The 25,770-nt window shown below is 57.8% G+C and carries 21 protein-coding genes; 3 read left to right on the top strand and 18 right to left on the bottom strand.

Annotated elements, in window-relative coordinates; genetic code table 11:
* Positions 1–16 precede the first annotated feature (16 nt).
* From CHU70_RS09705 to aspS, 8 genes are all read right to left on the bottom strand, one after another.
* Positions 17–532, bottom strand: coding sequence for a prepilin peptidase (locus CHU70_RS09705; RefSeq protein ID WP_224783722.1), 516 nt, complete (start codon positions 530–532; stop codon positions 17–19).
* A gap of 122 nt (positions 533–654) precedes the next feature.
* Complete coding sequence (locus CHU70_RS09700) at positions 655–1,470, bottom strand: shikimate dehydrogenase (protein ID WP_016422699.1); 816 nt, start codon at positions 1,468–1,470, stop codon at positions 655–657.
* A gap of 14 nt (positions 1,471–1,484) precedes the next feature.
* Positions 1,485–2,711 (bottom strand): endolytic transglycosylase MltG, encoded by a 1,227-nt coding sequence (gene mltG / locus CHU70_RS09695; protein WP_147719049.1) that lies wholly within the window; start codon positions 2,709–2,711, stop codon positions 1,485–1,487.
* Positions 2,712–2,972: 261 nt separating this feature from the next.
* Entirely contained in the window at positions 2,973–3,476 is a 504-nt protein-coding gene (gene ruvX, locus CHU70_RS09690; protein ID WP_016422697.1) for a Holliday junction resolvase RuvX, read from the bottom strand.
* Between the two features lie 37 nt (positions 3,477–3,513).
* Positions 3,514–6,174 (bottom strand): alanine--tRNA ligase, encoded by a 2,661-nt coding sequence (gene alaS / locus CHU70_RS09685; protein ID WP_016422696.1) that lies wholly within the window; start codon positions 6,172–6,174, stop codon positions 3,514–3,516.
* Positions 6,175–6,302: 128 nt separating this feature from the next.
* On the bottom strand, positions 6,303–7,628 hold the full coding sequence (locus tag CHU70_RS09680; protein WP_224433708.1) for a replication-associated recombination protein A: 1,326 nt from the start codon (positions 7,626–7,628) through the stop codon (positions 6,303–6,305).
* Positions 7,629–7,776: 148 nt separating this feature from the next.
* Positions 7,777–8,958: a phosphotransferase family protein gene (locus CHU70_RS09675; protein ID WP_016422694.1), complete on the bottom strand. Its 1,182-nt coding sequence runs from the start codon at positions 8,956–8,958 to the stop codon at positions 7,777–7,779.
* A 147-nt stretch (positions 8,959–9,105) separates the two neighbouring features.
* Positions 9,106–10,935: an aspartate--tRNA ligase gene (aspS, locus tag CHU70_RS09670; RefSeq protein WP_016422693.1), complete on the bottom strand. Its 1,830-nt coding sequence runs from the start codon at positions 10,933–10,935 to the stop codon at positions 9,106–9,108.
* Positions 10,936–11,206: 271 nt separating this feature from the next.
* On the opposite strand from aspS, the gene CHU70_RS09665 reads away from it, so the two are divergent.
* The gene (locus CHU70_RS09665; RefSeq protein ID WP_147719050.1) at positions 11,207–12,094 is read left to right on the top strand and encodes a neutral zinc metallopeptidase; all 888 of its coding nucleotides are present in this window, start codon (positions 11,207–11,209) and stop codon (positions 12,092–12,094) included.
* 27 nt (positions 12,095–12,121) lie between these two features.
* On the opposite strand, the gene hisS is transcribed toward CHU70_RS09665, so the two are convergent.
* Positions 12,122–13,405 carry a histidine--tRNA ligase gene (gene hisS, locus CHU70_RS09660; protein WP_016422691.1) on the bottom strand — a complete coding sequence of 428 codons (1,284 nt, stop codon included), beginning with the start codon at positions 13,403–13,405 and terminating at the stop codon, positions 12,122–12,124.
* Positions 13,406–13,448: 43 nt separating this feature from the next.
* Positions 13,449–14,120 (bottom strand): MBL fold metallo-hydrolase, encoded by a 672-nt coding sequence (locus CHU70_RS09655; RefSeq protein ID WP_016422690.1) that lies wholly within the window; start codon positions 14,118–14,120, stop codon positions 13,449–13,451.
* 292 nt (positions 14,121–14,412) lie between these two features.
* On the opposite strand from CHU70_RS09655, the gene CHU70_RS09650 reads away from it, so the two are divergent.
* Complete coding sequence (locus tag CHU70_RS09650) at positions 14,413–15,252, top strand: peptidylprolyl isomerase (protein WP_016422689.1); 840 nt, start codon at positions 14,413–14,415, stop codon at positions 15,250–15,252.
* A 120-nt stretch (positions 15,253–15,372) separates the two neighbouring features.
* Here CHU70_RS09650 and CHU70_RS09645 read toward each other — a convergent pair whose 3' ends face one another.
* The 8 genes from CHU70_RS09645 to ruvC all read right to left on the bottom strand — a co-directional run bounded on the left by CHU70_RS09645 (position 15,373) and on the right by ruvC (position 24,720).
* Positions 15,373–17,634 (bottom strand): bifunctional (p)ppGpp synthetase/guanosine-3',5'-bis(diphosphate) 3'-pyrophosphohydrolase, encoded by a 2,262-nt coding sequence (locus CHU70_RS09645; RefSeq protein ID WP_016422688.1) that lies wholly within the window; start codon positions 17,632–17,634, stop codon positions 15,373–15,375.
* A 7-nt stretch (positions 17,635–17,641) separates the two neighbouring features.
* Positions 17,642–18,178, bottom strand: coding sequence for an adenine phosphoribosyltransferase (locus tag CHU70_RS09640; RefSeq protein WP_016422687.1), 537 nt, complete (start codon positions 18,176–18,178; stop codon positions 17,642–17,644).
* A 110-nt stretch (positions 18,179–18,288) separates the two neighbouring features.
* Complete coding sequence (gene secF, locus CHU70_RS09635) at positions 18,289–19,506, bottom strand: protein translocase subunit SecF (protein ID WP_088611530.1); 1,218 nt, start codon at positions 19,504–19,506, stop codon at positions 18,289–18,291.
* Positions 19,507–19,512: 6 nt separating this feature from the next.
* Positions 19,513–21,438: a protein translocase subunit SecD gene (secD, locus tag CHU70_RS09630; protein ID WP_049193686.1), complete on the bottom strand. Its 1,926-nt coding sequence runs from the start codon at positions 21,436–21,438 to the stop codon at positions 19,513–19,515.
* 311 nt (positions 21,439–21,749) lie between these two features.
* Positions 21,750–22,214: a preprotein translocase subunit YajC gene (gene yajC, locus CHU70_RS09625; RefSeq protein WP_147739799.1), complete on the bottom strand. Its 465-nt coding sequence runs from the start codon at positions 22,212–22,214 to the stop codon at positions 21,750–21,752.
* A gap of 66 nt (positions 22,215–22,280) precedes the next feature.
* The gene (ruvB, locus tag CHU70_RS09620; RefSeq protein WP_049190793.1) at positions 22,281–23,393 is read right to left on the bottom strand and encodes a Holliday junction branch migration DNA helicase RuvB; all 1,113 of its coding nucleotides are present in this window, start codon (positions 23,391–23,393) and stop codon (positions 22,281–22,283) included.
* Positions 23,394–23,459: 66 nt separating this feature from the next.
* Complete coding sequence (ruvA, locus tag CHU70_RS09615; protein WP_048731308.1) at positions 23,460–24,080, bottom strand: Holliday junction branch migration protein RuvA; 621 nt, start codon at positions 24,078–24,080, stop codon at positions 23,460–23,462.
* An 82-nt stretch (positions 24,081–24,162) separates the two neighbouring features.
* Positions 24,163–24,720, bottom strand: coding sequence for a crossover junction endodeoxyribonuclease RuvC (ruvC, locus tag CHU70_RS09610; RefSeq protein ID WP_048731311.1), 558 nt, complete (start codon positions 24,718–24,720; stop codon positions 24,163–24,165).
* A gap of 115 nt (positions 24,721–24,835) precedes the next feature.
* On the opposite strand from ruvC, the gene CHU70_RS09605 reads away from it, so the two are divergent.
* Positions 24,836–25,300, top strand: a complete 465-nt coding sequence (locus CHU70_RS09605) for a DUF3817 domain-containing protein (protein ID WP_049193684.1) — start codon at positions 24,836–24,838, stop codon at positions 25,298–25,300.
* The last annotated feature ends 470 nt before the right edge of the window (positions 25,301–25,770 follow it).

Below are 25,770 nucleotides of genomic sequence, written 5' to 3'. Positions count from 1 at the left end.
CCCCTGGTCTACCGCTTCAGGGGACTTGTAGGTACCCTCCGCTTATCCCCCACACAATGGCGGTTGCTGCAAGCATCGCAGGCCCATGAGGCACGCTCGCCGGTACAGGCGCTGTTTTTGCTTTACGACGGTCACCCCAGCCCCGCTTTCCCGCGGTGACTCCTGCCATGAGGAGAGTGAGTCCGGCAGCCAACAGAATTGCCACTGCAATCCAAATTGCTGTCGCCACTGGCTCGCCCGATACCAGACCGACACCGCCCCCGAGAATTGCTGCGAGCTTCACATCTCCAGCCCCCATAGAGCGTGGGTTGAAGATGAAGACTGCTACATAGAGGCCAAACCAGAGGCCTATTCCTGTTCCTATGGCTGCGACTGCACTGGCGAGATTGTCAGCCAAGGTGCTCTTTTGCTGGAGCACCATTCCAGTGGTTGCTATCAGACCCACTGCCCCTAGCACTAACCACCAGTTCGGTAGTCTTCGCCGAGTCACATCCAACCAGCAGCCAATACCGCCCCAGCCGAGTACAAGCATCACGACTAGGAAATAGAAAACCCGGTCAAGGTAGACCGGGGCAATCCTGTGCTGTCCAATCGGAGACAGCCCTATCTCAGTTATTCCCCACCCCAAAACTTTGGGATTGTAACGGTTGTGAGCTAGTTCGGCAGCGCTGCACGCATCGCCTCGACATCGGGAGTGCGTCCAGTAAACTGCTCAAACTGTCCCACCGCTTGATGTAGCAACATGGACAATCCACCGACCGCCTGTGTCCCTCCGCGTTCCGCTGCTTTCACAAGTGGGGTTGGCCAGGGATTGTAAATGACGTCGAGAATCTTCGGTGCTCGAGCGAGGTAGCCAGCAACCGACTCAATTGCGGCTGACGGCACCGTAGAGACCAGCACGTCGGCATTACCAGCAATATCTGCCAGGTTTGGAACATCAAAAGTCACCCAAACAAATTCCATCCCCAGCGCGGCAGCTAATGGTTCAATGTCATATGCGCGCTCGGAGCGCGCTACCACGGTCACATGATTGACCCCCAGCTGCGACAGCGCCCAAAGTGCCGGCCGTGCTGTGCCACCGGCACCAACAACAACGGCGCGGCCACGTGGTGCGTTCGTGCAGTCTATCTCGCGCAGTGCTCCCAGTACGCCGTCGCCATCGGTGTTGTCGGCAAACCAATCCGAATCGCGACGGACCAGAGTGTTCGCTGAACCAATGAGCCTCGCGCGCTCACTGACTTCATCGGCGAAGTCCAGCGCGGCAAACTTGCCGGGCATCGTGACGGAAAACCCCTGGAAACTGGGGTCTGCGCCACCAACGACGTCGGCAAGCTCTTCGGCGTTGCATCGGATGCGGTCATAGTGCCAGTCATTCATTCCCGCAGCGCGGTAACCGGCGTTGTGAATAGCCGGCGAGTACGAGTGATCAATCGGATCTCCCAGCACGGCTGCGCGATGAGTTATAGGCATAGGAGTTCTACCTCTTAGCGGTTGGAATCCAGCACGCCATTGTTGCGTGACTCGTCGATAGCGGCCTCGTGCTCTTCGAAGGTCGTGCTAAAGACAGTATTTCCTTCCTTGTCCACCGTGACAAAGTACAGCCAGGTGCCGTCAGCCGGATTTTCCATGGCACGAATCGCCTCGATGGAGGGCGAAGCAATGGGGGTTTCCGGCAGCCCCTCCTTGGCGTAGGTGTTCCACGCGGTCTTTCGCGCGCGGTCCTCATCCGTGGTTGCGATTTCCTGATCTGGCAGGTCGTAGTTGACTGTCGAGTCGAACTGCAGCTGCATCGGTTCGTCGAGACGGTTGAGAATAACGCGAGCGACCTTATCGAAGTCGCCATCTGGCGCCTCCATCTGGATCAAAGAAGCTGCGGTAATCAGCTCGTATGGAGTAAGACCAACCATGTCCGCTGAAGCCATGAGACCCGTGTCCTCATAATTCTTCACCGATTCCTTGACCAATTTTGCAAGCATCTGTTCGGGCGTCTGCTGCGGGTCAAGGTGATGAATACCCGGCGTAATGAGTCCCTCAAGACGACGAGGGTCGTTGCCACGCGCAGCTACCGCGTCCCGTGCCCATTCTGGAACACCCAGCGCGGCCAAATCGGCCTCGCCAGCAGCACGTTCGAGATCGGCCTTGGATACGCAGTCATTGTCTTCAACACAAGTGGCCTCAGAAATAAGCGAGAAAATTCCCTTACGTACATCCGATGAGGACACAATGCGGGTATCGGCGAAACGGGCGCCAGTCGGAATGCCAACGGTACCGACCTGATTTTCGACATCCAGAAGAGCCTCGACGGTCTCGTCGGCCTTCATCCGCTGATGGAGTCGGTAGAAACCAGGCTGCAATTCACTTGAATGAGAGTTCTCATTCGCGGCCTGGATGAACGCACGGGAAGACTTGACGACGCCGCTTTCCACCAACTGGTTGGACAAATCAGTAAGTGACGTGCCTTCACTGACCTCAACAATCGTCAATGGACCCTCAGCTTTGCCATCGTAATCGTCAACAATGCCGCCACGGTTCCAGACGAGGCCAATCACTCCGAGGACCAACACGCATAACAGGACAGAAGTCACATTGATTGCCACTGCCGTTTGGCGGTGACGAACTCGAGACTTTGTCCCACCGCTGCGAGCACCAGCGCGGTCCCGGTCGGCACCGCCGCTATCAGTGCGGCGCGCAGTCTGCGCGTCTTTACTCATCAATAATCTCCTCGAATGCAGCTCACTCTCCCATCGGTATCAGCAAGGAGTCTTCCCGTTCGGGTACGACACGCGACTGATAACGACTGGTGCGACATAGCTTTACGACGAAGTCGTAGCACTAGGTTGCATTGTAGGTGTGAATCGCCACTTCAACTTTTCAAATCCTATGCACGCGACAAACGTGCTTAGGTATTACACACTTAATAATTGCGCAAAGGTGGGTGAATTGTCACCTTTCGGTAACTTTTGTGTGCCCCCTTAGTCGGTATTTCCGTCCAAAGCTTTTGCCCGTCTGTCCAACCAGGACTGCAGAATTTCTACTGCCGCAACCTGGTCAATAATCTTCCGCCCGGACTTAACATCAATACCTGCTGCGTGCAGCCGTGATTGGGCCATTACCGTCGTCATCCGCTCGTCGGCGTAATGCACTACGACTCGGTCACCGAGTCGGCGCTGCAGCCGGAATCCAACGTCAGTAGCTTTCCGCGCAGAAGTCCCGAACGAGCCGTCGAGCATGAGGGGCATGCCGAGAACAATCTCGACGACCTCAAGTTCAGTGGCAAGTTCCACGAGCCGGTCAATATCCGGCCCGTCAGGATCTTTTCGCCCCGTTGCTCGAGTGACTGTTTCAACCGGGGTCGCCAGGATACAGTCGGGGTCAGAGACCGCGACGCCAACGCGGACATCGCCGACGTCGATTCCGAGCCGTCGACCCCGACCGGGATCATCCTGACCGGGGGTATCAATACGGGGCTTAGCCATTGTTTACTGCTCTTCCGATAGCACAGCCGTTAATTGGCTACTTGGACAGTTCGGCCTCAACCGCGGCCAATGCTGCGTCGATTCCGGAAGCATCAGAGCCGGAGCCCTGTGCCATTGCCGGTTTACCGCCGCCCTTGCCGCCGACCTCAGCGCCCATCAGCTTCACCAAATCGCCGGCCTTAATACCGCGATTGACGGCTTCATCCGAAACCGAGGCCACAAACGGAACCTTGCCGCCAGCGTTGGAAATCAACGCAATGACGCTTGGGCGATCCGCAAGGCGCTTCGCCAAGTCATTAGCCAGCGAACGGATGTCCTTCATCTCCGTACCGTCGGGAAGCTTAAGGCCGAGGTAGGTGACATCGCCGATGGTGCGAGCGGACTCCAGGTGAGACGCGGCATTGGCCAGCAGCTGTCCGGCCTTGAAATCAGCGAGCTGCTTCTCTGCAGCCTTGAGCTTTTCAGCCAGTGCTGCAATGCGGTCTGGCAGCTCAGCAGAAGGAGCCTTGAATTCAGTGGCCAGTCGTTCAGCCAGGAGACGCTCGGTGGACAGGTAGCGGAAGGAATCCATACCCGAGTAAGCCTCAATACGGCGCACGCCCGATCCGACCGAGGACTCGCCCAGCACAGCTACCGGACCAATCTGCGAAGAATGCGAAACGTGGGTACCGCCACACAGCTCAATTGAGAACGGGCCACCGACCTCGACAACGCGGACGATGTCGCCGTAGTTCTCGTTGAACAATGCCATGGCACCAGCTGCCTTGGCCTCTTCCAAAGGCATCTCGGCAGTATTGACAGCCCAGTCGTTGTCGACAGCCTCATTGGTGATCTGCTCAATCTCACGGAGCTGTTCCGGTGTGAGCTGCTCACCGTACTTGAAGTCGAAACGGAGGTAGCCCGGCTTATTCATGGAACCAGCCTGAGTTGCAGTATCCCCCAGTACCTGACGCAGAGCACCGTGAATCAAGTGAGTTGCAGTGTGCGCCTGACGAGCACCGTGACGCCACTGCTCGTCGACCAAAGCTTCAGCGGAGACACCCGGAGTGAATTCACCAGCGGTGACAATGCCTTTGTGCAGCCACAGCTTCTTGCCCACCTTTTGAACATCGTTGATGTGGACCACAGCGCCGGAATCAGTCACGATACGACCACGGTCAGCCAGCTGACCGCCGGCCTCGGCGTAGAGCGGAGTGCGATCGAGGATAACCTCAATCTCATCGCCCTCTGCGGCAAACGACTGCTTCTGGCCATCGGCAATGATGCCAAGAATCGTGGATTCGTCGGCAAGCCGATCGTAACCAGTGAAGGACGTCGGGTGTTCATCGATGAACTCGCGGTAGACATGCAGGTCGGTGTGAGACTGCTTCTTTGCCTGGCTGTCGGCCTTTGCGCGCGCACGCTGCTCAGCCATCTCGCGATCGAATTCCTCGCGGTCGATGGTCAGGCCGGCCTCTTCGGCCATCTCGATGGTCAGGTCGATTGGGAAGCCGTGGGTGTCATGCAGGGTGAAGGCGTCGTGACCGGATAGAACGGTTTTACCCTCTGCCTTGGCCTTGGTGGCAGCACGTTCGAACAGCTCCTCACCGGCGGACAGAGTCTTGGTGAAGGTCTTTTCCTCGGCGACGGCGACGCGGCGAATACGGTTCCAGTTCTCCGCGATCTCTGGGTACGACGGGGTCATGGTCTCGGCCGCAATACCAATCAGCTTCTCCAGCACTGGACCGTTAGCGCCGAGCAGACGCGCAGAGCGGATGATGCGGCGCAGCAGGCGACGCAGGATATAGCCACGATCGGAGTTCGAGGGGGTGACACCGTCGAGCATCAGCATCAAGCCGGTGCGGCTGTGGTCGGCGATGACGCGGAAACGGATGTTGTCCTGGTGGTTGGAGCTGTACTTCGAACCGGTGAGCCGCTCAGCTTCGTCGATAACCGGACGCAGCAGATCGGTTTCGTAGACGTTGTCGACACCCTGTAGCAGGAAAGCAACGCGCTCGATGCCCATACCGGTATCGATGTTCTTCTTCGGCAGTGGGCCAAGAATCTCGAAAGAGTCCTTGCCTGTTCCTTCGCCACGCTCGTTTTCCATGAAGACGAGGTTCCAAATCTCGATGTAGCGATCCTCGTCCGCCTCTGGGCCACCGTCAGCACCGTACTCCGGGCCGCGGTCGTAGAAAATCTCTGAACACGGGCCACACGGGCCAGGCACACCCATGGACCAGTAGTTGTCCGCCATGCCTCGGCGCTGAATGCGCTCTTCCGGCACACCAACCTTCTCGTGCCAGATGTCATGGGCCTCATCGTCATCGAGGAAAACCGTCACCCACAGCTTCTCAGCCGGGATGCCAAAGCCGCCGTCCTCAACAGCACCAGTCAGAAGGCTCCATGCATGAGTGATGGCACCTTCCTTGAAGTAATTTCCGAAGGAGAAGTTACCCGCCATCTGGAAGAAGGTGTTGTGGCGGGTGGTGATACCCACCTCTTCAATGTCCAGTGTGCGCACGCACTTCTGAATTGAGGTCGCGGTGGAGAAGTCCGGAGTCTCATTGCCGAGGAAGTAGGGCTTGAACGGCACCATGCCGGCATTAACGAACAGCAGGTTCGGGTCATCCAAAACCAGGGAGGCACTGGGGACCTCGGTGTGTCCCGCCTTTACGAAATGCTGGATGAAGCGATTTCGAATTTCATGAGTCTGCACGGTGTTCTACTTCCTCGTTTCACGTCGAGCGTCCGAGATGTTTAATACAAAACTAGCAGTCTACCCGCTCGGTTCGAGCAACTTTAAAACCACCCCACCGGCACCCCGTAGATTCCGACCGATCTCGCCTACTTCGATTTCCGGCGGCTCCCCCGGATAATTCGGCGAATGCGTCCGAGGTATTCAGCCATGCCGTTTTCACGACCGTGATTGGATGGGACGAAATAATCAGTGCCCACCAACTGATCTGGTGGATACTGTTGGGCGACGACACCCATGGGGTCATTGTGCGGGTAGATATAGTCCACCGCGTGACCAAGGTCCTTAGCCCCGCTGTAATGTCCGTCCCGCAAATGTGGTGGCACCGGTCCGGTCTTCCCGGAACGAACATCCTTCAATGCCCCGTCGATTGCGCTTATGACCGAATTCGACTTCGGTGCTGTTGCCAAGTGAATCGTGGCCTGCGCCAGCGTCAGCCGGGCTTCCGGCATCCCTATCAAGGCAACTGCCTGCGCCGCGGCGACGGCGGTTTGCAGAGCTGTCGGGTCGGCCATACCGATGTCTTCGCTGGCCAGAATAACGATTCGGCGGGCAATAAACCGAGGGTCTTCCCCACCCTCAATCATCCGCGCCAGGTAATGCAGGGCAGCATCGACATCAGATCCGCGAACGGACTTAATAAACGCGCTGGTGACGTCGTAATGCTGGTCGCCGTCGCGGTCATAGCGAACCACGGCTCTGTTGATCGAATTGGCAAGCGACTCAGCGGTAATCTGCTCACCATCGGCGACGGCTTCTGCGGCTGCCTCGAGGTACGTGAGGGAACGACGAGCATCACCAGCTGCCAGCGCAATGAGCTGTTTACGTGCATCGTCTGTCATACTGACGCGACCATTCAGGCCGCGCTCATCGGTAAGTGCTCGATCAATGAGCGTGCCGACGGCTTCGTCGTCCAGTGACTGCAACTGCAACAGCAGTGACCGACTGAGCAGCGGGGACACCACTGAGAAGGATGGGTTTTCCGTCGTTGCCGCGACGAGAAGGACAATCCGGTTTTCCACGGCACCCAACAGGGCATCCTGCTGGGTCTTGGAAAAACGGTGCACCTCGTCGATGAAGAGCACCGTTTGAATGCCCTGGTTAACGAGCGTGCGACGAGCAGTGTCGATAACCGCACGCACTTCCTTTACCCCGGCATTAAGCGCGGAAAGCGCTTCAAAGTGTCGTCCAGTCGCCGCGGAAATCAAACTGGCGAGAGTGGTCTTGCCAGTTCCGGGAGGGCCAAACAAAATAACGGAGGTGTCGCCGCCACCTTCGACCAGACGGCGCAACGGTGCTCCGGGGGCTAACAGGTGGTCTTGACCAACGACTTCATCGAGGTTTCGCGGTCGCATCCGAACCGCCAACGGCGCGTGTGCACCTGGGTGAAAATAGGCGCTCGCATCGGAGTTCAGGCCAGTGCTTGCTGGCCCCGCACTCCGACCTTGGCTCTTGGCCGCTGTAGGTCCGGCGACCGAAGGCTCGTCGAAAAGCCCTGGAGCGTCATCGGCGGAGCCGTTTGCACCGCCTGACGGCAGCTTATTCGGATCCGCCACGTGTGCCCTAGCCTTCCTCTTGCTCTAAGAAATCGATGACTGCATGCGCGAACTGTTCCAGCTCGTCGGCACGATCGTCCTCACACTTATGGGCGAACTGTGCAATCGCGCGAGCCGTGTTAGCCATGTCGCGCCGCTCCAGTGCTGAGCCGCCAACTTCCGGCTTCAGGTCCGTGCGTCCTTCATGCCCCACCCACAGCGCTTGTTTTGGAGAACCGAAGAAGGAAACCGTTGCGGAGATGAAAAACCAACCGAGCAACGCCGCAGCGATGAACGCCATCAAACGGCGGTCGCTCGTGCCGCGATACCAATGGTCACGAATCTCTTCCATCCAGGCACGGACAAACACGTCGACCTCTGCCTCCGATGGACGCTCCACGAAAACGTGCAGCGGGAAGCCTGCGACGACGCTGGCCACGTCGAAGATGACATCGCGGTAACCAGCCCACTCATAGTCGAGGAACTGGACCTTATCCGCCAGCAGAATGTTGTCCGGGGCGAGGTCAAACGGAGTAAACGCCCTATGCGTGCCCTTCTCAATTCGACGAGCAGCATCCTCACCGAAAGAGCGCACAGCGTCGGGAACAGGAATGCCGGACCCCTCGACAGCTCGCATACCAAAGCGAATCCCCGACACAATGCCGTGGTCACGCGCCTCGAGAGCCTCGCGATCGACCTTGTTCTTCACCCACATACGACGACGCAGGGTCTCAAATCCCTCTTCACGAGTATGCGTGTGAATATGCATCCGACCCAGCGAAGCGCCGAGGCTGCGGAATGCGCGCAATCGTCGCTCTTCATCGCCACGAAAGAGTACGTCCGCAAGAGTGTCCACGACACCGACGTCGCTGAGAACCAATAGCTGCTTTGAAACATCGTAAGCAAGAAGCTGAGGCCCCGGGCGGACGTCGTCAGGCAGTGTATTGATGAACTGGTACGCCACGACTTCCCGTAAAACGGCGGGATCGACGCCTTCAGTCGTCGTAGGAATTTGCTTTACGACGACCGTGCGTTCCTGCATAAAGGGATTTGTGGCGACCCGTACGCGGACAACAAGAGCGTTTGACTGACCTGTAAGTACTTCTGGATCCGACAACACTGGAGTGCCGCCGAATCGTGCGGAAAGCAGTGTCTCTGCATCTTTAACTACGCTGTCAACTTCTGCTGCAGCGTCGTCCGAGTACTCCATTGAATGCCCTTTCAATGAGCCAGTTTCAGTCAGGCGATACGGATGTTGCGTTGTGGCCAGTAACGCCTTGGTTAGGAGGAATTGGCGCCACTCGCGCTGTTCACGCTGGAGTGACAGATCACATTCCTCGCAATGTGATTTCTTTGTTTACTTGCTGTCGCCTGCGTCGGCTGCTGCCTTAACGCCGTCTGCCTTCTGCTTTGGCTTCGGCTTGAAGTCGATACCGGTCTCCTTGCGCTGCTGAGCGGTAATCGGAGTCGGGGCGTCAGTCAACGGATCAACGCCGCCACCGGACTTCGGGAAGGCGATAACTTCGCGAATCGAGTCAACGCCGGCCAGCAGGGAAACGATACGGTCCCAACCGAATGCGATACCACCGTGCGGCGGAGCGCCGTACTGGAAGGCATCCAGCAGGAAGCCGAACTGCTCCTGTGCCTCTTCCTCGCCGATGCCCATAACATCGAAGACGCGCTTCTGGACATCTGGGCGGTGAATACGAATGGAGCCGCCACCAATTTCGTTACCGTTGCAGACGATGTCGTAGGCGTAAGCCAGTGCGTTGCCAGGATCCTTGTCGAAGGTATCCATGTGCTCTGGCTTCGGCGAGGTGAAGGCGTGGTGCACAGCAGTCCACTGCGAGTGGCCCAGGGCAACGTCACCGGAAGCGGTAGCGTCGGCAGCCGGCTCGAACAACGGTGCGTCGACGACCCAGGTGAATGCCCAGTCGCCTTCCTTGATAAGGCCGAGCTTCTTGGCAATCTCTCCACGAGCAGCACCCAGCAGTGCACGGGAGCTCTTAGCGTCACCTGCAGCGAAGAAGATGCAGTCACCCGGCTTCGCGCCTACGTGCGCCGCGATGCCTTCACGCTCTGCGTCAGTAATGTTCTTGGCAACCGGGCCGCCCAGAGTGCCGTCCTCCCCAACAAGGATGTAGGCCAAGCCCTTTGCGCCGCGCTGGCGGGCCCAATCCTGCCAAGCGTCGAGCTGACGACGAGGCTGCGATGCGCCACCGTCCATAACAACTGCACCGACGTAATCGTTCTGGAAGACACGGAAAGTGGTGTCCTTGAAGAACTCGGTGCACTCCACCAGCGGAATGTCGAAGCGCAGGTCCGGCTTGTCAGAACCGTACTTCTCCATGGCCTCCTTGAAGGTCATGCGTGGAATCGGGGTCTGAACAGTGACACCGGCCTCGGCGAAGATAGCAACCAGAATCTCTTCTGCCAGCGCAATGACATCGTCCTGCTCGGCGAAGCTCATCTCAACGTCGAGCTGAGTGAACTCCGGCTGGCGGTCAGCGCGGAAGTCCTCATCTCGGTAGCAGCGGGCGATCTGGTAGTAGCGCTCCATGCCAGCGACCATAAGCAGCTGCTTGAACAACTGAGGGGACTGCGGCAGTGCGTAGAAAGTGCCCGGCTTCAAACGAGCCGGCACCACGAAGTCACGAGCACCTTCCGGCGTAGAGCGAGTCAACGTCGGGGTCTCGATTTCGGTGAAGTCGTGGCTGTCCAGCACCTTACGGGCTGCGCGGTTGACAGCCGCACGGAGACGCATAATCTTGGCCGGGCCTTCACGGCGTAGGTCTAGGTAGCGGTACTTCAGGCGGGCTTCCTCGCCGACAGTGCCAGAAGTTCCAACATCCTCGAGCTGGAACGGCAATGCCGCCGACTCGTTGAGGATGGTCAGCTCCGTAACATTGACCTCAATTTCACCCGATGCCAGGTTCGGGTTTTCGGAGCCCTCCGGGCGCTTCTCAACGACACCGGTGACCTGAATGCAGTATTCGCTGCGCAGGTGGTGTGCACGCTCAGCAACTTCGCTGTTGCGGAACACAACCTGGGCGTAACCGGAGCGGTCACGCATGTCGATGAAGATCACGCCACCATGGTCACGGCGGCGTCCTACCCAACCGGTCAGGGTTACTGTGCTGCCGGCGAGGTCAGCGCGGAGGTCTCCGGCAAGATGCGTACGAAGCACTGCGAATTGGTCCTTCCAAAATTGGTGCTATAGGGATTAACGCTGTGGATAGCGGTTTCGTCCGTGTAGTCTACCTTGAAGCCAGAAAGGTGAGAAGAAGACCCCGGCTATTTTGCTTATTACCGGTCATCGCCTTGGGCCTACCTCGGGCTTCATGTACTCACTTAGACAAAGTTCTCCGTAGATCCTGACGTTGATTTACATGCGGATACTATGACGCAGCGCTATTCAATGGCCCGTTTTCCGCACCTTATGCAATAGTCTTACTCCTATGACCTTCCGGAATGACTTCCAAAAGAGCTCGGCTCGTGCCGAGCGACGCTCGGGTGGTGGCCGCGCTATCGCCGTAGGCGGTGGCGGTATCGGCGGCCTTGTCCTCATCGGCCTGTACTTACTTCTCGGCGGCGACCCGGGACAATTGGGACAGCTGACAGGTGCCCAGAACAACCAGTCCTCGCAGACTGCACAGCAGTCCCCTGGCGAGGATCCATGCAAGACCGGCGAAGATGCCAACAGCCGCATCGATTGCCGGATGGAATTCACCGGTATTTCGGTCGACCGAGTCTGGGAAGAACAACTCCCCGCACAGGCCGGCATCGAGTACACGAACCCAGGCTTAGTCCTCTTTGAAGGCTCCACTCAGTCGGGCTGCGGCACAGCGTCCTCGTCCACCGGCCCGTTCTACTGCCCCGCCGATCAAACGGCCTACTTCGACACGGAGTTCTTTAGCACCCTGGAGCGCATGGGCGGAGGCAACGGACCGCTCGCACAGGAATACGTCGTGGCCCACGAATTCGCCCACCATATCCAAAGGTTGGAGGGCACACTCGGCCGCAGTAACTACAACGAACCGGGCCCCGATTCCGACGCTGTAAAGATCGAGCTGCAGGCCGACTGCTACGCGGGTATCTGGGCTCATTACGCGGACAAGGGGCCGGACGCAATCCTCGAACCGCTTTCCGACGAGCAAGTTGCCGATGCCCTCAAAACTACGAAGGCCATTGGCGATGACACCATCCAGCAGCATTCCGGCGGTGGTGTTCAACCGGACTCCTGGACCCACGGCTCGGCCGAGCAGCGTACGAAGGCATTCCTCACCGGCTACAAGTCAGGAAAGATGTCTCAGTGCGACACTCTCGAGCGCGGCGTCTACAGCTAGACTCCGCACTCAACAAATGCGCGTTTCCTAGATGCGCGACTGCAACTCCTGAACCAGTGCATCTAGGGCGACTGCGTGCTGCTCGTGGGACTCAAGGTTCTTCAGCTGAACCTCGCCCGCGGCCAATTCAGACTCGCCGAGGACCAACGCAAATCGGGCTCCAGCGCGATCGGCACCCTTCATCGCGCCCTTCAGACCGCGGCCGCCGTAGGACATATCTGCGCGGATACCCGCTTGGCGCAGCTTATTGATCTGCACCGCCATAGCGTGAGCGGCTTCTTCACCGAGCGCAACACCATACACATCGACGCGTCGACCATCGCTGGCCTGCTTGCCCTCTGCTTCCAGTGCGAGCAGCGCGCGATCCACACCCAAACCAAAGCCAATTCCAGACAGCTCTTGGCCGCCTAGCTGCGCCATCAGCCCGTCGTAGCGACCACCGCCACCGATACCCGACTGAGCACCAAGGCCGTCGTGAACAAACTCGAAGCACGTCTTGGTGTAGTAGTCCAGTCCGCGCACCATTCGAGGATTGATGACATAGGGCACCTTCATGTCATCCAACAGTCCAGTCACAGCTTCAAAGTGACCGCGAGCGCTGTCAGAAAGGTGGTCCAGCATCAGCGGCGCGTCGGCAAGCATTTCCTGCATTTCCGGTCGCTTATCGTCGAGAACGCGCAGCGGGTTGATGTTTGCACGGTGGCGCGTTTCCTCATCCAAAGGCAGGTCAAACAAGAACTCCTGCAGCTTAGCGCGATATTCAGGGCGGCAGGTGTTGTCGCCAAGGCTTGTCAGTTCAAGGCGGAAGCCTTCGAGCCCGATACCGCGGAAGCATGCGTCGGCAAGCGCGATGACTTCAGCGTCCAGCGCAGGATCATCGACGCCGATTGCCTCTACGCCCACCTGCTGCAACTGACGGTAACGGCCTGCCTGCGGGCGTTCATAGCGGAAGAATGGCCCCGCGTAGGAAAGCTTGACCGGCAACTGACCGCGGTCCAAATTGTGCTCAATGACCGCGCGCATCACGCCCGCGGTACCCTCCGGGCGCAGGGTGACCGAACGGTCGCCGCGGTCGGCGAACGTGTACATCTCCTTGGTGACGACGTCCGTCGATTCACCTACGCCACGTGCAAAAAGCCCGGTTTCCTCGAAAATTGGCAGCTCAATGTGCTCATAGCCCGCAAGTCGTGCGCGGTGCTGGAATGAGTTTCGCACCGCCTCGAATTCGCGGGAGACCGGCGGGACGTAATCCGGCACGCCCTTGGGCGCGGAGAATGGCTTCAACTTCTTTGGCTTCTGGCTAGAGTTCACCCCGCTAACTCTACCTGCCAACTCTCACGACGTGTCAGCCAGGCTAGGTGAGGTTTTGCAGGAACGGGTTGGTCGCGCGCTCCTCGCCTATCGACGATGCGGAGCCATGGCCCGGAAGAATCATGAGGTCATCCGCCAGCGGGAGGACCTTATCCTTCAACGACTGCTGCATGTGCTCCGGACTACTGCCCGGCAAATCTACGCGACCGATAGCCCCCTTAAAGAGGACGTCCCCGCTGAAGACAATCTCATCTTCCCCATCGGAAGCGCGCAGCATCACGCATCCCGGAGAGTGACCAGGAGCGTGAATGACTTCGAAATTCAACCCTGCCCACTTTACTTCGTCGCCATCCTCGAAGAAATCGGCTTCCGTATAAGCCTGCATAGAATCGATGTCAAAGAGGTGTCCGAAAGAAGAACCGCCGAGCTTCGGATTGGCCAGCAACACATTGTCGCTTTCGTGAATGAAGACGGGGATATCCCAGAAGTCGGCGGCCTCCGCGACATCGCGGACATGGTCGATATGACCATGGGTCAGCAGAATTGCTTCCGGCTTCCAATCTCGCTTCTCAACCTCGCCGCGTACTACCTCGAACGCCCCCATGCCCGGGTCAACAATGACGCATGGGGTGGACAGGCCGTCCATTTCCGGAGCGCCTGTTGCCACGTAGCAGTTGGTCTGAAAAGGGCCGGCTGCAAAACCAAATATCTCCATGGCGCTCCATTGTAACGATTGTGTACAGCCCCCGGCAGGCTATTTGCGCCTTCCAACAACGGGAAGAGAGCACCTTTCCCCTTGCTCGTTGGCCTGTCATCTCGCAAATGGGAAGCAATCCCGGGCATAATGGTCGATTGTGTACGCGACGGTGACCGACTGAGCTGTTACTTCAAATGCGGTCACTATCAATGGGCAAAATCGTCCGCTGGTGTTCCGTCACCAGCAATAGATGACTAACAGATACGGAGAAAGACTAGTGGCCAATAATGAGCAAAGGCGCAAAGATGCGATGCGGACGCTCGAGCGCGAACTTAAGCGCCGTGCACGTGCCGAGAAGCTGAAGCCACTGGGCGTTGTCGTAACTACCTTGGCTATCCTGCTCTTTATCGGTGGCGGCATCTACTTGCTGACCACGGCTGGCGGCGCTGACGACAATGAGGCCGCTGATGAATCCACGACTCCAGTCGAACCTGCAGCTCTGACAGCTACTCCCGTCAGCGGTGAAAAGGTTCCAATGAAGCGCTCTTCCCCACTTCCGGAAACCGTGACCTGTGACTACCCGGATGATGGCGAGGCATCGAAGGACATAGATAAGCCAGCTACCGACAACGTTCCCGCCACTGGCACTGTAACCATCACCCTGAAGACTAACCAGGGCGACATTCCGATGGAGCTGGACCGCGCTATTTCACCTTGCGGCGTCAATGCAATTGAGCACATGGCCAAGTCCAACTACTTCAACGACACCGTGTGCCACCGTATTACCGGTGGTGGCCTGAACGTTCTGCAGTGTGGCGATCCGACTGGTACCGGTACCGGCGGACCGGGCTTCAAGTTCGCTGGCGAGTGGCCGGTCAAGGATTCCGGCCTGGATCAGAACACCCCGTTGGTGTACCCGAAGGGCTCTATCGCCATGGCAAACCCGAGTGACCCGGATGCCAACGGCAGCCAGTTCTTCCTCAACTGGGCAGATTCTCAGCTGCCTCCGCAGTACACCGTGCTTGGCTCCATGACTGACGAGGGCACCAAGACGGTTGCGGACATTGCGAAGAACGGTATCGAGGGTGGCGGTACCTCTGACGGTAAGCCAGCTAAGGAAGTCCGTATTGAGAAGGCGGAAGTCAAGTAGTTGACTCAACTAACTGATTGAGAAATTAATCAAAAACAGGGTCAAGGTGAATCACCTTGGCCCTGTTTTAGTATCTACGCGGTCTCATCCTTTTTCACATATCGATGGCTACTAAACCGCCTACTGACCAGAAGTAATGCGGTAGACATCGAACACTCCCTCGACACCGCGCAGAATGTTGAAGATATAGCCCATCTGCTTAGTGTCCGAAACCTCGAAGCTAAAACGCATTACGGCAACGCGGTCATCGGAGGTATGAGAGGACGTCGACAGGATTGAGACCTTCTGATCGGAGAAAACGCGAGTGATCTCCGAGAGCAGTCCGTGACGGTCAAGTGCTTCGATTTGCACCGTAACCATGAAGACCGCACCGGAGGAATCCGTTGCCCAGGAAACCTCGATAATGCGCTCGGGCTCCTGGTGCAGTTTCTCCGCATTAGTGCAGTCCGTACGGTGCACACTGACCCCACCGCCGCGGGTGACGAAGCCAAAGATGGCATCGCCCGGCACAGGCGTACAGCATTTGGCGAGCTTAGCGGCCATATCCGCGCTGCCTTCTACCAACACACCCGTGCTGTCAGCGCGGCGCGGAGTGTTGTGCACGTTCATCTTTGAAATTGGCGTGCGGGAGACCAACTGCTCTTCGGCATCGTCCGCGCTCGAGAACTGCGCCATCAGCCGGTGAGTCACATGCTGCGCTGAGACCTGCCCCTTACCGATAGCGGTATAGAGCGCATCGACATCCGCATAGTGCAGCTCGGAGGCAATCTGCTTGATGGACGCCGGAGTGAACAGGCGGTGCATCGGCAGACCGCCGCGCTGTACCTCTGCAGCCAGCGCGTCACGGCCGGCATCGAGTGCCTCTTCGCGGCGCTCCTTGGCAAACCACTGACGGATCTTTGCCCGCGCACGTGGAGTTTTAACAAACTTCTCCCAGTCCTTAGACGGACCGGAATCGGCATCCTTGGACGTGAAAATCTCGACGCGGTCGCCAGTTTTTAGCGGTGATTCCAACGCCACTAGCTTGCCGTTGACTTTGGCACCAATACAGCGGTGACCTACTTCAGTATGGACCGCGTAGGCAAAGTCGACCGGCGTGGAGTCCGCAGGCAATGTGATGACATCGCCCTTAGGCGTGAACGCAAAAATTTCAGTGACTGAGAGGTCATAGCGCAGGGAGTCCAGGAACTCGTTAGGATCTGCGGCCTCGCGCTGCCAATCCAGCAGCTGACGCATCCACGCCATCTGATCGACTTCGGCGGAATCTCCCTTGTGAGAGCCCTTGGTTTCCTTGTAGCGCCAGTGTGCGGCAATGCCGTACTCAGCGTTGTAGTGCATCTCATGGGTGCGAATCTGCACTTCTAGCGGGGAGCCACCTGGACCGATGACCGTTGTGTGCAACGACTGGTAAACCCCGAAACGCGGCGCGGAAATATAGTCCTTGAATCGCCCCGGCATGGGTTTGAACAGCGAGTGGACGGCACCCATGGCGGCATAGCAGTCCTTGGTCGTGTCCACCAGAACTCGAAGTCCGACCAGGTCAAAAATCTCGTCGAACTCATGGCCGCGGACAATCATCTTCTGATAAATCGACCAGTAGTGCTTCGGCCTGCCCTGTACCTCAGCAGCAATGTGAGACTCCTTCAGATCCTTCTGAATCATCTCGGAGACTTCCTGGATGTACCGGTCCCGCTGCGGCGCTCGATCTGCGACCAAACGCACAATCTCGTCGTACTTCTTCGGGTACAAAATGGCGAAGGAGAGATCTTCCAACTCCCACTTCACGCTGGCCATTCCCAAACGATGCGCCAGCGGTGCAATCACCTCGAGGGTCTCACGGGCCTTCTTAGCCTGCTTTTCCGGCGGCAGGAAGCGCATTGTGCGCATGTTATGCAGCCGGTCAGCCACCTTGATAACCAGCACGCGCGGGTCCTGGCTCATGGCGATAATCATTTTTCGCACGGTCTCTGCCTCGGCGGCGGAGCCCAACGCGACCTTATCCAATTTGGTCACGCCGTCGACCAACCGTGCGACTTCTGGGCCGAAGTCCCGCTCCAGGTCCTCCAGCGTGTAATCGGTATCTTCGACCGTGTCATGCAGCAGCGCTGCCACCAGCGTGGTGGTATCCATGCCGATCTCGGCCGCAATAGTAGCGACTGCAAGCGGGTGAGTGATGTATGGCTCGCCGGATTTCCGATAGACGCCGTCGTGAAGGCGCTCGGCGGTATCGTAGGCACGCTGAAGCACAGCCAAATCTGCGCGCGGATGCACCTGTCGATGCACCGCGACAAGGGGATCTAGCACCGGGCGGATCTTCGTTCTGTTGCCGGTAAGGCTTCGCGCTAGGCGGGCACCATAACGGCGTGCGGGCCCTTCAGCCATGACTCATTCACCCCTTATTAACCACGTACAGAGGCAGATCAGCAAGCTTCTCCCGAGCTCCCAGGCCTTCAACCTCCAGCACGGTGCACAGCCCGGTTACCTCGACTCCAGCTGTCTCCAGCAGAGCGCGAGCTGCACACAGGGTGCCACCAGTTGCCAACACATCGTCGACAAGTACGGCCTTCTTGCCCTTCAGCTCAAAACCACTAGCCGGAATCTCAAGCGCGGCCGTACCATATTCCAGTTCATAGGTCTCGGTCAGCACAGGCGGTGGCAGCTTACCCTTCTTACGAATAGCGAGCACTCCCAGTCCGAGCTTGTACGCCACCGCAGAACCCAGCAGGAATCCACGCGCATCTAGGCTGCCTATAACATCAGCCCCGAACTCTTCCACCTTGGCGGAAATCTCGTCCACAATCAGGGCGAACGTCGTGGCGTCGGCAAGCGCCGGCGTCAAGTCCTCGAAGAGTACGCCCTCAACTGGAAAATCGGGCACAAACCGAATCTGATCGGCTAATGCCTCACGCGCGTGTGCATACGACACAGGTTTAAGCTCCTTTTCGGCGAAAAGAAAAAGTGCGGGTACCTGTCAACGATACCCGCACAATGCGCTTTTAAAGTAGTTTCACCCGAACCACTGGGAGGCGCTACCTCCTACTGCCCCGGACGCCAGGACAGCGGCTTGTTTTCATCGCCCTCAAGCGTCGGAGTCGTCACCGTTCGTTTCGGCGTCGACTGCTCCATTTCGCTTGCCGACGGCTCCTTCGAGCCCGAGTCCTCCGCAACATCAGTGGTGGCGGAATCGGTGCCCGAACCGGCTCCCTCAGATGCCTTTGCGCGGGCAGACAGTACCGCCTCTTCATGCTTGCGGTATTCACGCTGCCGCGACTTAAGAGACACCAACAGCGACGAAGCCAGGAAGATCGAAGAGAACGTACCTTGAATAATGCCGATGAGCTGAACGAGTGCAAGGTCCTTCAGCGTTCCGACCCCTAGCATGCCCACGGCGATGACCATCAGTGCCAGGATTGGCAGGAGCGTCGACACCGTGGTGTTGATAGAACGCATGATGGTTTGGTTGACCGCCAGGTTCACCAACTCGGCGTAACTTCTACGGGTCGATGAACGATAGCCTGCCGTGTTCTCGTCGACCTTGTCGAAAACCACGACGGTGTCGTACAGGGAGAACGACAGCACTGTCAGCAAGCCGATAATGGTTGCCGGGGTGACGTCAAGACCAATGAGCGCGTAGATGCCCATAATCACGATTGCATCCACAACCAGGGCGAGAATTGCGGCAATGGCCATGTCGCGCTCGAAGTGAATGGTGATGTAGATGAACACCAGACCCAGGAACACCACTGCAGCCAGCAGCATTCGGTTGGTAATCGAAGAGCCCCACGACTCCGACACGGTCGAGTCACCAATGGCATCCGGGGTCTGCTGCCCCTGCACATCGACGGGCTTGAATGCATCATTCAACGCGATACGAGCACTATTAATCTGGTCCTGAGTCAGCTTCTCAGAGGTGATCTCCAGGATTCGGCCCTCACCAGAACCGATAATTTGTACCAGCTCCGGCTTCACGCCGGTCGCCTCGGTGAAAACCTCCTCGGCCTGCTCAGTTGTCACTGAGGCCGGCGGCATAGTCATCTTGGTACCGCCCTCGAAGTCGATACCGAAGCTGAACCCGCGAATCAGCATCGCTGCGAAAGCAACAACGATGATGGCGACGGCAATCTGGTACCAGCGCTTCCGCTTGCCGACGATGTTGATTCCACCCTCGCCGGTGTAGAGGCGGCGGAAAAAGGAGTCGTCTTTCACGCTTTCTGGCTCAGTGATTAGCGCCGGATTCGTCTGAGTAGTATTCATGGATTCCTACTTCCCCTCATTCGCGCTGGAGTGAGCTGCACCGGTGTCGGCAGCCGTACTGGCGGAGGCATCGGAGGCTCCGGCCTTCTTACCGGCAGCTACAGTCTTATTCCTCTGTGCAATCTCCATGACCGAGCCGAAGCCGTTCATCGACGGCTTGGACAAAGCTGGCCACTTACGAGTAGCCAGGATGACCAACGGCGCAGTCACGAGGAAAGCCGTCACAATGTCGAATGCTGTGGAGAGACCAAGTGTGAACGCGAAACCGCGGACATCGCCAACGGCCAGGATGTAAAGAACCACAGCCGCAATGATGGACACAAAGTTACCCGATAGGATGGTGCGCCGTGCTCGTCGCCAAGCGTGCGGAACCGCGGAGCGGAAAGTTCTACCCGCGCGGATTTCGTCCTTAATGCGTTCGAAGAAGACGATGAAGGAGTCAGCCGTTACGCCGATAGAGATGATGATGCCGGCGATGCCAGCGAGATCGAGCGAGTAGCCAATCCAACGACCAAGAAGGACAAGGACGCCGTAGACCATCGCTCCAGCTGCTGCCAGCGAAACCAGCGAAATCACGCCCAGGCCGCGGTAGAGAGCAATCGCGTAGACGACAATCAGGGCGATACCGATAATGCCGGCAAGCAGACCGGCTTCCAAGGAAGCCGAACCAAGCATGGCCGGGATAGTCGTGGTGGTGCCGCCCGGCTCGCCGTCCTCACCTGCGAACGACAGCGGCAGTGCACCATAACGCAGGTTATTGGCCAGCCCCTGTGCCTCGTCGATTGAGAAGTCGCCCGTGATGCGGGTGGCAGAACCAACTGGGGTTGCCTCCTGAATCACCGGGGCGGAAATGACCTTCGAGTCCAACACGATAGCGACCTGCCGCTGCAGGTAGTCATTGGTCAACTTGGTCCATGTGCGAGCGCCGGTGTCATTCTTCCCGGACTTGAAGCTAAAGGAGACCTGAATCTGACCAGACTGCTGATCGTAACCACCGTTAATCGGCGCATTGGTATCAATAGCGTCGCCGGACAGACGCTGGCCCTTGGCCTCGTCCTCCTGCCCAATCAACAGCGGAGCCTTGCCCAGGAAGATGGCTTTACCGCCTTCGGGCGCACAGGTCACCAGCGGCTTGGCCGGGTCATCGGCACCCTGTAGCGGATCAACTGCATCGCGGTTATCGCAGGTCATCAGCGCAGCGGCTGCAAACTGTGTCGTTGGGTCTTCGGACTGGCGAGTCGCCAACAGCACGTCACGAACCTTCGTACGCAGCTCGGCCGCTTCAATTGAGTTCGCCGGCTTTGCCGGAGCTGTTGCGTCCAACTTCGGGGCCTCGCCCAGCGACTTGGACAGCTCCTCGGGAACCGGCTGATCTGGGTTCTGTTCCTTGAAGGCATCAATTGCACGCTTCTGCGTTTCGTTCATGTCCTTGTAGAGGTCATCAACACGCTTGGTGGCTTCCTCCTTCGACAGGACACCGACTGACACCCAATCTTCAGCAGTCTTCTTAACTACCTCGCCAAAGGCAGCTTCATCAGGGCCCTGGGTGGGCTGTTCTACTGGACGGAAGAAGAGCTGCGAAGTCTGGCCGAGCGTACGCGCCTCCTGTGAGTCTTCACCCGGCACGGTAATGACCAGCGTGTCACCGTCGGTGACAACTTGAGCGCCGCTGACGCCCATGCCGTTTACGCGGTTCTCCAGAATCTTGCGAGCCTGGTCCAGCTGATCGCGCGTCGGCTTTTCGCCCTGCGGCACCAAGGTTACTCGGGTACCACCCTGCAAGTCGATGCCCAACTTTGGCTTGGCTGATCCGCCGCCGGTGAAAAAGACGAGTGCGTACGTAAGGATGAGGAAGCCAACAAACAGTGCCAACAGCCACTGCGGCCAGTTCCTCTTGAATGTATTCGCACCGGATCTGGATTTGCTGTTCAAAGCAAAGTCTCCTGAATCGTGACGTTTAGGTACTTAAGCGCTTCGGGTAGAAACGCAGGTCTATAACCGCACCGCGAAATCGCGCGATACCAGGAAGAGGCATTGCGGGCGTCGCTAAGCAAAGCTATAAACACCAACCGCTAGAGAATAACCGATTTAGCGTAGTGCGCCGGTTTTGACTTGTACCTATTTAGTGAAAATCTTGCCCACGCTTGCCGACGGCGAAACCTGGGACGCGCCCGCTAGCCTCACGGCGCACGCTACAGCTTGGATGCATGCAAACCGACGGGGCGTGGGCGTGCAAAAAACTGCTACTGCTTTTCGGTGGAAGTGGAACCGTCTGTACCCGGGTTATCCGAGGTACTCGGAGTATTCGGGTTCTCGACCTGCTCATTGACGTCCGAAGCTGCATTGTCAGCCGGGCCGTGGCCGGTGATTTCTTGGACATCGCCGACGTGGTCATCTGGCGCATCGGAAACACGGCCACGTCGGTCACGGTGAGCGTAGCTAGCTCCGGTACCGGTGGTGAGGTTGCGGGCAATGGCGCCCTTTTCCCAACGGGTCACGATGCCGTCAGCGATAATCAGGTCGACGGTTGTTTCGGTCGTATCAACGACCACACCATGCATACCGGAACCGGTGATGACCTCTGCGCCCGGGGCCAACTTATCCTGCATGTCCCGAATGGTGCGCACCTGCTTGTTCTGCTTGATGATCTGCCAAATTGGCAGCGCCAGGAACAAGAAAATAAGTAGGAGGAGAATAGTTTGATCCATGTCTGCCGAGTTTAACGAATTGCCAGCTAGCAATTCCACACTGCCCCGGCCAGGTCGATGAGAAAGCTATTCTCCGATAGTTCCCTCCGGCGGCTGCAACCCCAAGTGCCGCCATGCTCGGGCAGTTGCCACGCGTCCGCGCGATGTACGCGCAATCATCCCGGCACGGACCAGGTAGGGCTCGCACACTTCTTCCACAGTCGAGGGCTCCTCACCGACTGCCAACGCCAGGGAATTCACGCCCACCGGGCCGCCACCGTGCCCCTTGACCAGGGCAGTCAGCACTGCGCGGTCCAAGCGGTCCAGCCCAAGCTCATCGACATCGAAGACAATCAACGCCGCCTTGGCCGCACCAAGATCAATAACGCCACCGGAGTGAACATCTGCGAAATCGCGAACGCGACGCAGTAGGCGGTTGGCAATTCGCGGGGTACCTCGCGAACGCGAGGCAATCTCCACTGCAGCCTCTGGGCTGATATCCACCCCGAGGATCCCAGCGGCACGGGTAACCACCTTTGTCAGATCCTCGACCTCGTAGAACTCCATCTGCGCAGTAAAACCGAAACGGTCACGCAGTGGGCCAGTCAGCATACCCGAGCGCGTCGTTGCGCCTACCAGCGTAAAAGGTGGAATCTCGAGTGGAATTGACGTAGCTCCAGGCCCCTTGCCCACGATGACATCAATACGGAAATCTTCCATTGCCATGTAGAGCATTTCCTCCACGGGCCTGGCAATGCGGTGGATCTCGTCAATGAAGAGTACATCGCCCTCGAGCAGGTTCGATAGCATTGCTGCCAAATCGCCAGCGCGAATAAGCGCCGGACCGGACGTCATTCGCAGGGACGACCCCATCTCCTGCGCAATAATCATGGCCATGGTGGTCTTACCCAGGCCGGGAGGTCCCGACAGCAGAATGTGGTCCGGAGTCACATTTCGTCCCCGTGCCCCGGAGAGCACCAAATCCAGCTGCTCGCGGACCTTGGGTTGGCCGATAAACTCCCCTAACGACTTTGGTCGCAGGTTCGATTCCGCATCGACTTCCTCGACCTGAGCGCGGGCATCGACATCACGTTGTGCACCATTTCCCCCACCGCCAAAATGGTCGTTGGCTGCTCCATCTAAAGAGTCCCTGAAGGGATTGCCCGACACGTTAAACTCCGTGCGCTCGATATCGCTCATAGTCCCCTCATCCTAGTGCACTGCCATTTTTCATCATCAATGTAGCTGCAGGTCCTCGACCTGGATTTACTTTTCGCCCAATGTCTTTAGCGCCGCCTTCAGCGCCATTGATGTATCCAAGGTCGGATCAATCCGAACAACAGTCTCCGCTGCCTCATTCGCATCAGCTTCCGGGAACCCAAGCCCGACCAAAGCACCAACGACCTGATCCAGATCTGCCTTCAAAACAATGCCAGGCGCTGCTCCGCTTGCAGCTTCCTCCGGCTGGGATACCGCCCTATCCGCGAAAACCTCGACCTTATCCTTCAACTCAACCAACAGGCGCTCCGCCAATCGCTTGCCGACGCCGTTAGCCGCCTGGAGGGCCTTGGCATTCTTTGAGGCAACCGCATTGGCAATCTCGGCCGGCGACAGTACCGATAGAACAGACATCGCTACTTTTGGCCCCACTGTTGAGACAGTGCGCAAGAGCGCAAACATCTCACGTTCCTGCGAGTTGGCAAAACCAAAAAGCGTAATCGCATCTTCACGAACCGCCATTGTGGTCAACATGAAAGTCTGCTCATGCCTCACCAACTGAGAAGCTAACCTGCCCGTAATGGTGACCAAATGCCCGACACCACCGCACTCGATAACGCAATAGTCCGCACCGAGATCGATAACCTCACCGCGTAGAGATGCAATCACTTCTCACAATTCCTTTCACTACGGCTTCCCGAAAGACACCGAGATAAACGCCGAACTCACAAGTGTGCTCTAGCAGGCTCCCCTACCGCGAGGGATTCTCACGGCGAGAAAGCTCCAACTCCCGCTCCTCGTGTTGCTTAGCAAGCGCAGCCAAGGTGTCGCGCTGGCGTTGCAGAACCGGACCACGCCAACAGTGGCAGATAGCGATGGCCAACGCATCCGCTGCGTCCGCAGGTTTTGGCGGAGTTTCCAACCCGAGGATTCTCGTCACCATCATGGTCATCTGCTTCTTATCAGCCCGACCGTTGCCGGTAAGCGCCTTCTTTACCTCCGACGGCGTGTACATATGCACTTCCAAACCGCGTCTCGCCGCAGCGAGGACAAGGACACCAACCGCGTGCGCAGTCTGCATTACGGTGGACACATTGCCGCGCTCGAATACCCGTTCCATCGCAACCACGTCCGGCTCGTACTCATCCATCCACTGCTCCACGGCATTGGAAAGCCGTAGAAGACGATCCTCCAACGATGCCGTGGTTGGTGTGCGGGCGACCCCCACCGCAATGGGAATGACTTTCCTGCCCTGAGCACCTTCCGCAATGGAGAGACCACAACGAGTAAGGCCAGGGTCGATACCCATCACCCGCAGAGATCCAGCTCGATAATTCACCTCTCCACTAATACCACATTTCGAACAGCTGTTTGTATCGTAGCTACACGGGGTACCAACCGTTGATTCTGATAGGTTTAACACCATGAATTCACCGAAGAAGCTCTACGGCGTTCTCGCTGCAGCTGAAATGGTCACGTGGGCTCTGCTGCTCTTGGGGCTGGCACTGAAGTACCTGTTCAAAGTCACTGACATCGCCACCACCATCTTCGGCGGCATCCACGGTTTTACGTTCCTGTGCTACGTAGTCACCACCATCATGGTGTGGATCAACCAGCAGTGGAGCTTTGGCCGCGGTGTCATCGGCCTCGCCTCTTCTATCATTCCATTCGCAACCTATCCGTTTGAACGAAACACCCTGAAGGCAGGCCTCTTGGATCGGCCCTGGCGCTTTACCGACGAATCCGAGGAGCCACAGGACATTTTCGAGTGGGCACTCGCGATGATTATTCGCCGCCCGTTTATCTCGGCATTCGTCATCCTCATTGTTCTCGTCGTGGTCTTCACACTGTTGCTGATGGCCGGACCTCCGACTCAGTGGTTCTCCTAAAACGGTTCAACTAAAACTTTCAGAAACCAAAATCGGTTTAATAGACAAAAATATGTCCGCCTGGCGTGTCGACCGGCGCGTCGGCGGGCGGGCACCCTTCGCTACTTACCCCAATGCGAGTTACTGACTGCGTTTATGACAAAAATGACCTGAAAAATCGTCTGAAAGTGACATAAACCTGCACAGTTTCACATTTGCAGCCGTATTCACACGCGCAGCCCGTAATTTTTTGAGGTTGCCAGTGTGTCGGGTTGTCAGTTTTTCTCCTTAACCCCAGGGTGTGGAGCTACCCGCAGGCGGGCTCTGACCAGTCGCTATCCTGAGGATCAGACACACTCTTTGACTCTGTCTGTCTCTCTCCCCCCAAAAAAATCCCCATCGGACGACTCTCCGATGGGGATCTTCCATTCACACCAGCTCGCCGCGCAATTCAGCGCTGCAGACTACCCTGCACGAGCATCCTTTAACGC

Origin of the sequence: Corynebacterium sp. LK10 (genome assembly GCF_008042455.1) — a bacterium.
Classification (GTDB): Bacteria; Actinomycetota; Actinomycetes; order Mycobacteriales; family Mycobacteriaceae; genus Corynebacterium; species Corynebacterium jeikeium_D.
This window is presented reverse-complemented; position numbering and strand designations above follow the sequence as displayed.